This is a genomic window from Microbispora sp. NBC_01389, from assembly GCF_045040095.1.
In the GTDB taxonomy this organism is placed as follows: Bacteria; Actinomycetota; Actinomycetes; order Streptosporangiales; family Streptosporangiaceae; genus Microbispora.
The window spans coordinates 4,382,173-4,394,798 of record NZ_CP109552.1 but is presented as its reverse complement, the minus strand read 5'-3'; the positions used below and the strand labels follow the sequence as shown (position 1 = coordinate 4,394,798).

The window sequence follows — 12,626 nt, the reverse complement described above, 5'->3', positions numbered from 1 at the left end:
ATTGCGTCCGGACCGGTCCTCAGGTGCGGAAGACGTGCGGATCCGGTGCAGGTTCGGCATCTCCGGGGCGGCCGGCGGCCGTCCCCGGCCGGGCGTCACGGGAACGGCCGCTCCAGGGGAACGCCCCCGCCGCCCGGGCCTCCCCGGTGCCGGGCCACTCCCGCTCGACGTGGCGCAGCGAGCGGATGCCGTGCTCCAGGTGCCACTGCAGGTAGGCCGCCACCAGGCCGCTGCACTCGGTGCGGTGCCGCGCCTCGGAGGCGTCCGCGGCGGCCCAGTCGCCCCGCAGCAGCGCGATCATCAGTGCGATCGTCTCGGCCGCCGGGACCGCCGCGCCGGGTGGGCGGCACGCGCCGCAGACCACCCCGCCCGCCACGATCGCGAAGGCGCGGGCCGCCTCGGCGCCGCACCGCGCGCACTCCGCCAGCGCGGGAGCGTAGCCCGCCACCGCCAGTGAGCGCAGGAAGAACGCGTCGAGCACCAGGCGGGCCTCGTGGCCGCCCTCGGCGAGCGTGCGCAGACCCCCGACCAGCAGCAGGAACTGGCGCAGCGCCGGCTCCTTCTCCCCCATGGTCAGCCGGTCGGCCGTCTCCAGCATCGCCGAGCCCGCCGTGTATCTCGGGTAGTCGGCGACGATCGCCCCGCCGTACGGGTGCAGGGTCTCGACCTGGGTGATCACGTCGAGCGATCTGCCGCCGTGAAGCTGCAGGTCCACGTGTGAGAACGGCTCCAGCCGGGCGCCGAACCGCGACTTGGTCCTGCGCACTCCCTTGGCCACTCCCCGGACCTTGCCGGTGCGGCGGGTGAGGAGGGTGATGATGCGGTCGGCCTCGCCCAGCTTCTGGGTGCGCAGCACGACGCCCTCGTCGCGGTAGAGGCTCACTCCGTCATCGTAGGGTCCGTCCGGCGGCCGGCGCCCCCTCGGGCCCAATTCGAGGGCTTTCGCCCCACTCCATCGCATGAATGGTGAAAATTCGGTAATGATCCGGCGACGATGCCGGGCGGCATACTCGGGCAAAGCTGTACATACAGCGGCCGTACGGTAAACCTGGGGTGCCACGTCCGAGCGGAAAGGTCACTAAGCTTTGGCCTCCGGCGGACTTCCCCGCGCCGGTCAAGCCCCGAGGGCCTGACTCCCCCGTTGCGTGAAAGGTTGCCATGACCCGCGTGGTCCTGCTGGGCGCGCCGCCCGGCCCGATCGCTTTCCCGCCGCCCGGCGGCCGGCCCGCCCTGCCCGCGGCCATCACGCTGACCTCGCTTCCCGGAACACCCACCGCGTACGACCGGCTGCTCGCGCAGGCCGCCGCGCTGGACTCCGAGCCGACGACGATCGCCCGGCCCGGCGACGCGGCGGCCTACCACCGGCCGTACGGCCGGGTGGTGGAGAGCCGGGACGTCGCGGGCGACCTGCGCGCGCTCGCCGACGTGGCCGAGGCCACCGAGGCCGCCGGGGACAACCTGCTGATCCTGCCGGCCGACTCGCTGGTGCACGACGAGCTGATCTACCAGATCGTCAAGGCCAAGCGGGCCGCCCTCGCGCTGATCGTCCGGCCGGAGCTGGACGAGGACGAGCCGGTCGAGGAGGTGCCGATCGAGGAGGCCGTGCCCGAGATCGGCTCGGAGTTCCTCGAGGGGCTGCCCATGCGCACCCGCGCGGGCCGCGGCCGGATCGTCTCGGTCGGCACCGCCTACCACGCGGTGACCCGGCCGAACGCGGCGCTGCTCGGACCGCTCCACCTGCACCAGCGGCACCTGGCGACCCTCGCCGAGGCCGCCCGCGACCTGGCGGAGATGGCCCACCTGTTCGGCCCCGAGGACGACGTGACCGAGCTTCTCGTGCTCGGCCTGGTCCGGCGTGGCGTGTCGGTCGGCCGGCGGAGCCGCCGCGACCTGTTCTTCCGCCGCGTCCGCAGCCAGGCCGAGGCCAACGGAGCGCTGGCGGAGATGGCCGACTTCGACGAGGACCGCGCGCGGCTGGACAACGCGGTGAAGGGCGCCGACGGCTTCTTCACCACGTTCTTCGTCAGCACCTACTCGCGTTTCATCGCCCGCTGGGCGGCCCGCCGGGGCCTCACCCCCAACCAGGTGACGCTGATCTCGATCGCCCTCGGCCTGCTGGCGGCCGGCGCGTTCGCCACCGGCACCCGCTGGGGCGCCGTCGCCGGCGGAGTGCTCATCTACTTCGCGTTCGTCTTCGACTGCGTCGACGGCCAGGTCGCGCGGTACGCCCGCAAGTTCGGCGTGCTCGGCGCGTGGCTGGACGCCACCTTCGACCGGTTCAAGGAGTACGCCGTCTTCGTCGGCCTGGCGGTCGGCGCGACGGTGTCCGGACGGTTCGGCGACGGCGAGGGCGTCTGGACGCTGGCGCTGGTCGCGCTGGCCCTCCAGTCGGTCAAACACCTGCTCGACTTCTCGTTCGGCGCGGCGAACCGGCGCAAGGCGCCGATCCCGCTGCCCACGCTCGACCTCACGGTCGCCGACGACCGCCCGCTGCGGGAGGCGCTGGAGGAGCGCAGGGCGAGCCGGAGCACCGGCGTGCGCGGGCTGCTGCGGATCTGGACGCAGGCCGGCCGGTTCCGCCCGGTCCACTGGGCCCGCAAGATGATCGTGTTCCCCATCGGTGAGCGCTTCGCCGCCATCGCGATCACCGCCGCGTTCTTCGACCCCCGGGTCACGTTCCTCACGCTGATCATCTGGGGCGGCGTCGCGGCCACCTACACCCTCACCGGACGTCTCCTGAGGTCACTCGCATGATCACCCAGCCGCAGGCCATCACCCCGCTCCCCGACCCGGACGAGGAGCGCCGCCGCGTCCAGACCGCGCGCCTGCTCGCCTACCGCGACGACGGCCCGCTCGCCACCGCGCTGAAGGGCGCCCTGGGCCGGCTGCTGCCGCCGGTGCCCGCGGCGGCGGTGGCGCTGCTCGCCATCGTGGCGGCGGCCGTCGCCGGGATCCTCACCGACGGCCCGGTCCTGCTCCTCCCGGTGGCCGTGCTGCTCGTGCTGGTGCTGCCGACCGCCGGCCGCGACCACCTGGGCCGCTTCGACTGGCTCACTCCCCCGCTGCTGCGGGCGGCCGAGTTCCTGACGATCATCCTGCTCGGGCTGGCGGAGAGCACGCCCAAGTGGCTGCTGTTCGTGCTCATCTACGTGATCGGCTACCACACGTACGACACGGTCTACCGCACCCGGCAGGGCATCTGGCCGCCGGCGTGGCTCTACCGGGCGGGGCTCGGCTGGGAGGTCCGCCTGCTGATCCTGGGGGCGGGCGCCGCGGCCGGGTGGCTGACCCCCGTCGCCGCCGTCCTCACGGCGTACCTGCTCGTGCTGTTCGCGGTCGAGAGCATCACCAGCTGGGTGCGGCTGGACAAGGCGTCCGCGCTGGCCCAGGCCGACCAGGACCTGGAGCAGTCGCCCGAGGACGCCGCCGAGCAGGCCACCGGCGACGCCGATCAGGCCTGAAGCACGCGGTGCGGCGGGTGGCGGGTGGTCAGTAGTAGCAGGAACGCGCGTCGAACAGCGCCCAGACCACCTTCCCGCCGCCCCGGGTGAGGATCCACCCCCAGGCCGCGCACAGCGCGTCGACCAGGTGCAGCCCGCGGCCGGACTCCGATAGATCGCTCCAGGGAGACAGCGCGGGCACCCGCGCGCTGGCGTCGCTCACGCCGCAGCCGATATGAAAACGGTGCCTCACCAGCCTCAACCGGATCGGCGGGGCACCGGCGGGCTCGGCGGGCGCATGGCGGAGCGCGTTGGTCACCAGTTCCGACACGACGATCTGCGCGTCGGGCACCAAATCGTCGGCATCCCAGCCGCTCAGAGTCCGGGCGGTGAAATCCCTGGCGACGGCGGGCGAGGTGGTTCGCCCGTGGATGGCACACGTCGCGGGCAGGGACAGCCCGTTGCCGTCGTCCCCTTCGAACATCGCGGTCAGCCACGAAGGCGCGGTCGCGGCTCCCGGGCCTGCCAGGTCTGCTGTCATCGCGGGTCCCTCAGGTCTCACCATTACATATGTGAATTTCCCTGCCGTCGTGTATCTTGCCCTGTGCCTTGCGGGTGCAAGCGCGCGTGCACGTGCAAATGTCGGATGCCCGCGACTTTTCGTGGAAGTCCCCAGAAAACCCCGCCTCTGAACCCATCCGGTAGGATGATCAACCGAATAGTCCTCCGTCCGACCTGTTTCGCCCCTCGGACACCCGGTTCACGAGGCAATCACCCGGAGCGCCACCAATGGAGACCACGTGAACGCGCAGGCGGACAATGCCGCCTCGTTACCGTTCGGGCTCGCCCGCAGCGGCCCGACGGCCCTGCGGCTGGTGCTCGGCGCTCAGCTCAGGCGGCTGCGCCGGGAGAGTGGCATCACTCCGGAGACGGCCGCGCACACCATCCGCGCGTCACACGCGAAGATCAGCCGGCTGGAGCTCGGCCGGGTCGGCTTCAAGGAGCGGGACGTCGCCGACCTGCTCACGTTGTACGGCCTCACCGACCCGGACGAACGGACCGTGCTGCTGGACCTGGCCCGGCAGGCCAACGTCCCCGGCTGGTGGCACAAGTACAGCGACGTGCTGCCGGGCTGGTTCGAGTTCTACGTCGGGCTGGAAGAGGCGGCGTGCATCATCCGCTGCTACGAGCTTCAGTTCGTCCCCAGCCTGCTGCAGACCCCCGAGTACGCGCGTGCCACCGTACAGGTGGCCAACGCGGGACGGCCCGCCGACGAGATCGACCGGCACGTGGACCTGCGGCTGCGCCGGCAGAAGCGGCTGACCGGGCCGGACTCGGCGACACTGTGGGCCGTGGTGGACGAGGGGGTGCTGCGCCGCCCGGTCGGCGGCCCGGCGGTGATGCGGGCCCAGCTGGAGCATCTGCTCGACGTGACCAGGCGGTCGAAGGTGACGTTGCAGGTCGTGCCGTTCGACCGCGGCGGGAAGTTCACCCTGGGCGGGCCGTTCACGATCCTGCGCTTCGACGCGCCCGAACTGCCCGACGTCGTCTATCTGGAGCAGCTCACCAGCGCCCTCTACCTGGACAAGCCGGAGGACACTGAGGCGTACACGCAGATGCTGAACGCGGTCTGCGTGGAGGCGTACTCGGCCGAGCGGACGACCGCGCTCCTGCGGGAACTGCTGGCCGCCTACCGGTGACCCGCCGGACGGCGCCCGGGACGGCCGGGGCTCACCCGCCGGAGGCCTGACCGGGGCGCCGGCCGGAGAAGAACGCCTGGCAGGTCTCGGCGAAGGCGACCGCCCGCGCGGTGGGCCGCACGCCGCGCACCGAGGCGAGCACGACGTCGAGCGCCGGGACGTCGTCGCTGATCGGCACGCAGGCCACCCGCCCGCCGTCGTAGGTCTGGTCGCTGTCGGCCCGCTGGTTCAGTATCGAGTAGCCGTGCCCGCCGGCCACGAGCGAGCGGGCGGTCTCGTAGCTCGACGTCCGGAAGCGCACGCGCGGCTCCGTCGGATAGATCGCCCGAAAGTAGTCGCGGCTGCGCGGCAGGTCGAGCAGGATCATCGGCTCGGTGGCCAGGTCCGCGAGCGACACCGCCTCCGCCGCCGCCAGCCGATGCCCCAGGGGAAGCAGGGCGTACGGCCTGGCCTGGGTGAGCGGCCGTATGTCGAGATCGAGGGCGAGGTCGATGGCGTACACCAGGGCGACCTCGCATCTGCCGTCCAGCAGCGCCGCCTCCATCGCGGACAGCTCGCCCTCGGCGACGCCGACCCGCACCCCCGGGTAACGCCCGGCGAAATCACGCAGCAGGCGCGAGAGGTAGAACGGCGCGAGGGTGGTCAGGCAACCCACCGCGAGCTCACCGGTGAGCGAGCCCGCCAGGCCGCGCGCCGACTGGGCGAGGGCCGCCGCGTGGGCGAGGAACTCCCGCGCCTCGACGAGGAAGCGCTCGCCCGCGCGGGTCAGCGACAGGCCGCGGGCGTGGTGGCGGATCAGGAGCTGGACCCCGAGCTCCCGCTCGACCTGCGCGATCGCGGCCGAGATCGCCGACTGCGCGACCATGAGCTCTCTGCTGGCCGCGGTCATACTGCCGAGCTCGGCCGCGGTTACGAAGTAACGCAGCTGGACGAGGGTGAAGTTGGCGTCCGCCACGCCCACCATTGTGACCGTCTCCGGCCCCGCTGGCGCCCGCGATCCGGTATCAACTTCGAATGCCTTTTCCGGCCCCTGATCAGGCCTTTTCCCACCGGAAACGATTCGCGCCCAGGGCAAGCCCTCCAATCGCGAGGGCCAGGGACACCACCATCCCCCACAAAACGGCCGACGAGCCGTAGGAACCGGAGAAAAGCGCCCGCAGCCCTTCGACCGCGTACCGGAACGGCGTGAGCCGCGAGACCACGTCGAGCCAGGCGGGGGCGAGCGACATCGGCAGCAGCGCGCCCGACAGCAGCATCAGCGGGACCACCACGGTGGACATCACGGGCGCGAACAGTTCCTGCCGCATCGTGAGCGCCGCCGCGTACGACAGCGACGCCATGCCGACCGACAGCACGGTCATCAGGAGCAGGGCCGCCAGCACCCCCGCCAGCGGCGCCCGCAGCCCGAGCGCGCAGCCCGCCACGATGATCCTGGCCGCCTGGACCAGCAGCACCAGGCTGTCTCTGAGCACCCGGCCGAGCAGCAGCGTGACCGGGCTCACCGGGGCGACCCGGAGCCGTTCGAGCACGCCGAACCGCTGGTCGAAGACGATGCCGAAGCCGGCCATCCCGGCGCTGGTGAGCGCGAGCTGCACCAGCAGGCCGGGCACGAGGAGGGCCCACGACCCGACGCCGCTGCGGGCGAACAGCGGGCCGAACAGCACGAGGAAGAGGAACGGCTGCACGGCGCCGAAGGCGAGGCTGACCTTGCTGCCGAAGGAGGCGCGCAGATAGTGGCCGGTCAGGACGGCGAGGGCGGTCACGCGGCGGCTCCCTCGCGCAGCTCGCGGCCGGTGACCGCGAGGAAGACCTCGTCGAGCGTGCGCGCGCCGTGCTCGGCCTTCAGCCGGTCCGGGGGGCCCTCGGCGACGATCCGGCCGTGATCGATGATCAGGACCCGGTCGCAGAGCGCGTCGGCCTCCTCCAGGTAGTGGGTGGTGAGGAAGACCGTCACGCCGTCCCGTTCGCGCAGCCGCCGGATGTGGTCCCACAGGTTGGCGCGGCTCTGCGGGTCGAGCCCGGTGGTGGGCTCGTCGAGGAAGAGCAGCGTGGGCCGGTGGAGCAGGCCCATCGCGATGTCGAGCCTGCGCTTCTGGCCGCCCGAAAGGGTGACCGTCGTCCGCTCCTCGACCCCGGCGAGGTCCAGGGCGGTGAGCAGGGAGGTCACCCGGGCACGGGCCTCGGCCCGGCTCAGACCGTACAGGCGGGCCTGGAGCACGAGTTCGTTCCCGACCGGGGTGAACGGCCCGAACGCGCCGCCCTGGGCGACGTAGCCGATGCGCCGGCGTACGGCCACCGGGTCGGCGAACAGGTCGGCGCCCGCGACCGTGGCGGCGCCGGACGCGGGGCGCAGCAGCGTGGTCAGCATGCGCAGCGTGGTGGTCTTGCCCGCGCCGTTCGGCCCGAGGAAGCCGACGATCTCTCCCGCGGAGACGTCGACGTCGATCCCCCGGACGGCCTCGACCATCCCGAACGTCTTGGTGAGTCCTCTGACGTGAATCATGGTCGGTAGAGTAACACCAAACTTGGAGTCACTTAAATTTTGTGCCCGCCCTTAGAATCGGCACATGGAAGAGGGCCTGCGGGAGCGGAAGAAGCGGGAGACCCGGCAGCGGATCTCCGACATCGCGACGGGGCTGTTCCTGGTGCGGGGGTTCGACAACGTCACGGTGGCCGAGGTCGCGCGGGCGGCCGACGTGTCGGTCAACACGGTGTTCAACTACTTCCGCACGAAGGAGGACCTGTTCCTCGACCGCGGCGAGGAGAGCATGGACGTGCTGGCGCGCGTGGTCCGTGAGCGCCGGCCCGGCGAGACGGCGGTCGAGGCGGTGCGGCGCGACTTCCTCGCGGCCCTGGACTCGGGCGACTGGCGCTACGGGATCAACGAGGGCGCGGAGGTCTTCGTCCAGCGGATCCGGGAGAGCCCGGCGCTGCAGGCCCGGGTGGAGATGATGAGCCGGCACCGCGAGGAGTGGCTCGCCGCCGCGCTCGCCGACGAGACCGAGGCCGATCCGGACGACATGACCCCGTCCCTCGTGGCGGCCCAGATCTGCGCGGTGGTCAGTGCTCTCACCCGGCACTTCGCGATGCGCCGGCTCGCCGGCGAGGAGGGCCCGGGCATCGTCGCGGACCTCCGCGGGCACGCCGAACGCGCCTTCGACCTGCTGGAGCGCGGGGTCGGCGACTACTGCCCGCGGCCCGGGCCCGGCGCCGGCGCCCTCCCACCGGCCTCCGGCTGACCCCGTGGGCGCCGCGGCGCGGGACGTCGCCACCGGGCGGCGGCTGTATACAGGTCCACGTGAGGTTGGACGAGCTCGATCGCGCCATCATCCGGGCCCTCATGGAGGATGCCCGGGCGACATACGCCGAAATAGGCACTCAAGTGGGGTTGTCGGCTCCGGCCGTGAAGCGGCGGGTCGACCGGCTGGTCGCCACCGGCGCGATCACCGGTTTCAGCGCCCGGGTCGAGCCGTCGGCCCTGGGATGGACGACCGAGGCGTACGTCGAGCTCTACTGCCGGGGCAAGACCTCCCCCACCGAGATCGGGCTGGCCGTCTCCCGGCACCCGGAGGTCGTCTCGGCCTGCACGGTGACCGGCGAGGCCGACGCCCTGCTGCACATCCGCGCGACCGACGTGCGGCACGTCGAGCGGGTGATCGAACGCCTGGCGGCCGAGCCGTTCGTGGTGCGCACCAAGAGTTCGATCGTGCTGTCGCGGCTGATTAACGGATCGCCGCAAACGGGCTGAAGGACGCAACCGATCCCCGGGTGATCGCAACGTGGGCGGATTGGATTGCCGACCGCCGATTCCTACGCTGAAGTCCCGTTCACCGGTTTCCCGCTTGGAGTCGTCGATGACAATCGCGCCAGAGTCCGCGGCCACGGAAAGTGGCCGCACGGGCATGGCCAGGCACTTCCTGATGTGCCGGCCCGAGTTCTTCACGGTCTCGTATTCCATCAACCCCTGGATGCGGCCCGAGGAGGGCGCCGACACGGCCACGGCGCTGCGGCAGTGGGAGAGCCTGCGGCGGGCGTACGAGAGCCTGGGCCACCGGGTCAGCCTGATCGACCCGGTGGAGGGCCTGCCGGACATGGTGTTCGCCGCCAACGGCGCCCTCGTCGTGGACGGGCGGGTCTACGGCGCGCGATTCGCCCACCCACAGCGGGCCGCCGAGGGCCCCGCCTACCTGCGGTGGTTCGTCGAACAGGGATACGAGACACTGGAGGCGTCCTTCACCAACGAGGGTGAGGGCGACTACCTGACGCTCGACGAGATGATCCTGGCCGGGACGGGCTTCCGCACCGACGTCGCGGCGCACATGGAGGCCCAGGAGTTCCTCGGCCGCCCGGTCGTCACGCTGCGCCTGGTCGACCCGAGGTACTACCACCTCGACACCGCCCTGTTCCCGCTGGACGGCCACAACGTGGCGTACTATCCGGAGGCGTTCAGCGAGGGCAGCAGGAGGGTGCTGCGGCGGCTGTTCCCCGACGCCGTGGTCGCGACGTCCGCGGACGCGGAGGTGCTGGGCCTCAACGCGGTGAGCGACGGCCGCAACGTCGTCGTCAACGCCGAGGCGGCCGGGCTGGTGCTGGAGCTCAAGCGCCGCGGTTTCGAGGTCGTCCCGGTCGACCTGAGCGAGCTGCGCAAGGCCGGCGGCGGCCCCAAGTGCTGCACATTGGAAATCAGAACGGGAGAGATCAGGGTGGGCGGGGAGATCCGATGAGAAGCGAGGACCACATCAGGCTCGGCGAGAGCCACAGCGCGCACAACTACCACCCGCTGCCCGTGGTCATCCGGGCGGCGGAGGGCGCGTGGGTCACCGACGTCGAGGGCAGGCGATATCTCGACTGCCTGGCGGGCTACTCCTCGCTGAACTTCGGCCACGGCAACCCGGTCGTCCTCGCGGCCGCCCGCGAGCAGCTCGACCGGCTGACGCTGACCAGCCGCGCGTTCTTCCACGACCGGTTCGCCGGTTTCGTCACCGGCCTGGCCGAGCTGTGCGGCAAGGACATGGTCCTGCCGATGAACACCGGCGCCGAGGCCGTCGAGACCGCGATCAAGGTGGCCCGCAAGTGGGGCTACGAGGTCAAGGGTGTCGCCCCCGGCCAGGCCAACATCGTCGTGATGGAGGACAACTTCCACGGTCGCACCACGACCATCGTGGGCTTCTCCACCGACCCCGACGCCCGCGGCGGCTTCGGCCCGTTCGCGCCCGGCTTCCGGATCGTGAAGTACGGCTCGGCGGAGGCGGTCAGGGAGGCGATCGACGAGAACACGGTGGCGGTGCTGCTGGAGCCGATCCAGGGCGAGGCCGGCGTGCTGGTCCCGCCGGACGGCTATCTGGCCGCCGTCAGGGAGATCTGCGACGACGCGAACGTGCTGTTCGTCGCCGACGAGATCCAGTCGGGCCTCGGCCGCACCGGCGAGACGTTCGCCTGCGACCACGAGGGCGTCGTGCCCGACCTGTACGTCCTGGGCAAGGCGCTCGGCGGCGGGGTGGTCCCGGTGAGCGCGGTCGTCGGGAACGAGGACGTGCTGGGCGTGATCCGGCCGGGCCAGCACGGCTCCACGTTCGGCGGCAACCCGCTGGCCTGCGCCGTCGGCGACGCGGTCGTCGGGCTGCTGCGCACCGGCGAGTACCAGGCCAGGGCGCGCGACCTCGGCGCGTTCCTGCACGAGCGCCTCGCGGACCTCGGCCCGGGGGTGGTCGCCGTACGCGGGCGCGGGCTGTGGGCGGGCGTCGACATCGACCCGTCGCTCGGCACCGGACGGGAGATCAGCGAGGCGCTCATGCGCCGCGGTGTGCTCGCCAAGGACACCCACGGCTCGACGATCCGCCTCGCGCCGCCGCTCGTCGTCTCGCGGGACGAGCTGGCCTGGGCGGCGGACCAGCTCAGCGCGGTGCTGCGGGAGGCTCGGGCCTGACCGTCACCGTGTCGAGGTCGCCGGTGTCGGTGAACCACGTGACCACGGCCTCCCCGGGCGCGAAGTCGACGGCGGTCATCATGTTGGGGAACCAGGGTCCCTTGCTGATGCGCCAGCGCAGCGACGGCCGGGGCAGGCCGCCGGCCCGGGCCAGCACCCCGCCGAGCAGGCCCGCCAGCCCGAACGACGCCACGATGTTGGCGAAGCGCAGCGAGCGGCTCAGCGGGTTGCGGATCGGCGAGCAGACGATCTGGTGGATGCGTCCCCCGCCCTTCCGCCGTACGGAGGCCATGTAGGAGTAGTGGACGTCGCCCGACAGCAGCAGGACGGTCGCGGGCGGCCGTCCCCGCTGCCCCGAGGCGACCTCGACCAGCACCCGCGCGAGGTCCTCGAACGAGCGGCGGAAGGCCCCCCAGTGCTCCAGGTCGAGGAACTGCCGGACCCGCTCGCCCCACCGCGCCGCCCGGCGGCCCCAGATGCCGTCGCAGACCGCCTCGTTCCAGCCCTCCACGTGGTGGATCCCGGAGGGCAGCAGGACCGGCAGCGAGGACCCGATGACGAGGTGGCCGAGGTCGCCGGTCGCCTGCTTCTCGAACCAGCTCCACTCCTCCTCGTCGATCATCCGCCGGTGTCCCGGTTCGAGCGTCCGGGCGCTGCGGCTGTCCAGCATGACGAGGCGGGTGTCGCCGAGGTCCCGGTGGTAGCTCCAGCGGACCGAGTCGGGTTCCTCGTCGGCCCGCCGGGCGAACTCGTCGAGCGTCTCCTCGCCGGCGCCCGCCCGCAGCGCGGCGAGCACGGGATCGGCCTCCCGCTCGGCCGGCGGGATGTTGCCCAGGTGCTGGTAGACGTAGTACGACCCCAAGGCGGAGACGATGCGCCGGTGCCACCACGGCACCTGCGCCATCTGCTCGCGCCAGGCCGACGAGGTGTTCCAGTCGTCCCTGACGTCGTGGTCATCGAAGATCATCAGGGTCGGGACCGTGGACAGCAGCCAGCGGACCGCCGGATCGGACCACGCCTGGCGGTACAGCTCGGCGTACTCCTCGAAGTCGACGACCTCCTGCGGGCCGTCGTCCCTGCGCCCGGCGATGAAGTCCTTCATGTCCGGGGTGAGCTCGTCGGCGTACACCTGGTCGCCGACGAGCAGGATGAGGTCGGGCCGGTCGTCCGGCGACTCCATCAGGCGCAGGCCGTACGCCCGCAGGACGTCCGGGCCGTGGGTGCGCACGTACGGCTCCTCGTGCGGCACGCTCGTCCGGCAGGAGCCGAAGATCAGCCGGTTGAGGCCGGTCACAGGGTGGATCACGCTCGGCGGCATGCCGTCATCCCCGGGCCACACCCGGCGGTCGTCGAGGTCCACCTCGTAGGCCACCGGCCCGTCGACGGCGACGTCCACCAGGGCGTAGTGGTGGCCGTGCACGGTGAAGGTCGGCTCCTCGGAGGAGGCGTCTCCGGCCCGCACACGGACCGTGCAGGGCTCGGAGGTCTCCACCCACACGGTCGCGGCGGACCCGTCCACGTGGCGCAGCAGCGGGCCCAGCACGAGTTCTGACACGAGTA

General features: G+C 72.0%; 12 protein-coding genes and 1 pseudogene. 7 read left to right on the top strand and 6 right to left on the bottom strand.

Annotated elements, in window-relative coordinates; translation table 11 throughout:
- Window positions 1-160: 160 nt before the first annotated feature.
- Window positions 161-883, bottom strand: a pseudogene (gene recO / locus OG344_RS19855) (DNA repair protein RecO); the annotation flags it as partial.
- A gap of 275 nt (window positions 884-1,158) precedes the next feature.
- Here recO and OG344_RS19850 point away from each other — a divergent pair.
- Window positions 1,159-2,754, top strand: a complete 1,596-nt coding sequence (locus OG344_RS19850) for a CDP-alcohol phosphatidyltransferase family protein (RefSeq protein WP_405084354.1) — start codon at window positions 1,159-1,161, stop codon at window positions 2,752-2,754.
- Complete coding sequence (locus OG344_RS19845; protein WP_405084353.1) at window positions 2,751-3,461, top strand: DUF5941 domain-containing protein; 711 nt, start codon at window positions 2,751-2,753, stop codon at window positions 3,459-3,461. The genes OG344_RS19850 and OG344_RS19845 overlap by 4 nt, the downstream gene beginning before the upstream one ends.
- Window positions 3,462-3,489: 28 nt before the next feature.
- On the opposite strand, the gene OG344_RS19840 is transcribed toward OG344_RS19845, so the two are convergent.
- Entirely contained in the window at window positions 3,490-3,981 is a 492-nt protein-coding gene (locus OG344_RS19840; protein WP_405084352.1) for an ATP-binding protein, read from the bottom strand.
- A 259-nt stretch (window positions 3,982-4,240) separates the two neighbouring features.
- On the opposite strand from OG344_RS19840, the gene OG344_RS19835 reads away from it, so the two are divergent.
- The gene (locus OG344_RS19835; RefSeq protein ID WP_327044791.1) at window positions 4,241-5,140 is read left to right on the top strand and encodes a helix-turn-helix transcriptional regulator; all 900 of its coding nucleotides are present in this window, start codon (window positions 4,241-4,243) and stop codon (window positions 5,138-5,140) included.
- A 31-nt stretch (window positions 5,141-5,171) separates the two neighbouring features.
- Here the strand turns inward: OG344_RS19835 and OG344_RS19830 are convergent, their stop codons facing one another.
- The 3 genes from OG344_RS19830 to OG344_RS19820 all read right to left on the bottom strand — a co-directional run bounded on the left by OG344_RS19830 (window position 5,172) and on the right by OG344_RS19820 (window position 7,643).
- The gene (locus tag OG344_RS19830) at window positions 5,172-6,104 is read right to left on the bottom strand and encodes a LysR family transcriptional regulator (protein ID WP_405084351.1); all 933 of its coding nucleotides are present in this window, start codon (window positions 6,102-6,104) and stop codon (window positions 5,172-5,174) included.
- Between the two features lie 70 nt (window positions 6,105-6,174).
- Entirely contained in the window at window positions 6,175-6,903 is a 729-nt protein-coding gene (locus OG344_RS19825) for an ABC transporter permease (RefSeq protein ID WP_405084350.1), read from the bottom strand.
- Window positions 6,900-7,643, bottom strand: a complete 744-nt coding sequence (locus OG344_RS19820) for an ABC transporter ATP-binding protein (RefSeq protein WP_405084349.1) — start codon at window positions 7,641-7,643, stop codon at window positions 6,900-6,902. The genes OG344_RS19825 and OG344_RS19820 overlap by 4 nt, the downstream gene beginning before the upstream one ends.
- A 64-nt stretch (window positions 7,644-7,707) precedes the next feature.
- On the opposite strand from OG344_RS19820, the gene OG344_RS19815 reads away from it, so the two are divergent.
- The 4 genes from OG344_RS19815 (at window position 7,708) to rocD (ending at window position 11,066) form a co-directional block, all read left to right on the top strand.
- Window positions 7,708-8,379: a TetR/AcrR family transcriptional regulator gene (locus OG344_RS19815; protein WP_405084348.1), complete on the top strand. Its 672-nt coding sequence runs from the start codon at window positions 7,708-7,710 to the stop codon at window positions 8,377-8,379.
- Window positions 8,380-8,438: 59 nt separating this feature from the next.
- Window positions 8,439-8,888, top strand: a complete 450-nt coding sequence (locus tag OG344_RS19810) for an Lrp/AsnC family transcriptional regulator (protein ID WP_405084347.1) — start codon at window positions 8,439-8,441, stop codon at window positions 8,886-8,888.
- Window positions 8,889-8,994: 106 nt separating this feature from the next.
- Window positions 8,995-9,864 carry a dimethylargininase gene (gene ddaH, locus OG344_RS19805; RefSeq protein WP_405084346.1) on the top strand — a complete coding sequence of 290 codons (870 nt, stop codon included), beginning with the start codon at window positions 8,995-8,997 and terminating at the stop codon, window positions 9,862-9,864.
- Window positions 9,861-11,066, top strand: a complete 1,206-nt coding sequence (gene rocD / locus OG344_RS19800; RefSeq protein WP_405084345.1) for an ornithine--oxo-acid transaminase — start codon at window positions 9,861-9,863, stop codon at window positions 11,064-11,066. The genes ddaH and rocD overlap by 4 nt, the downstream gene beginning before the upstream one ends.
- Here the strand turns inward: rocD and OG344_RS19795 are convergent.
- On the bottom strand, window positions 11,035-12,621 hold the full coding sequence (locus OG344_RS19795; RefSeq protein WP_405084344.1) for an alkaline phosphatase D family protein: 1,587 nt from the start codon (window positions 12,619-12,621) through the stop codon (window positions 11,035-11,037). The two genes, rocD and OG344_RS19795, sit on opposite strands and share 32 nt — an antisense overlap.
- Between the last annotated feature and the right edge of the window lie 5 nt (window positions 12,622-12,626).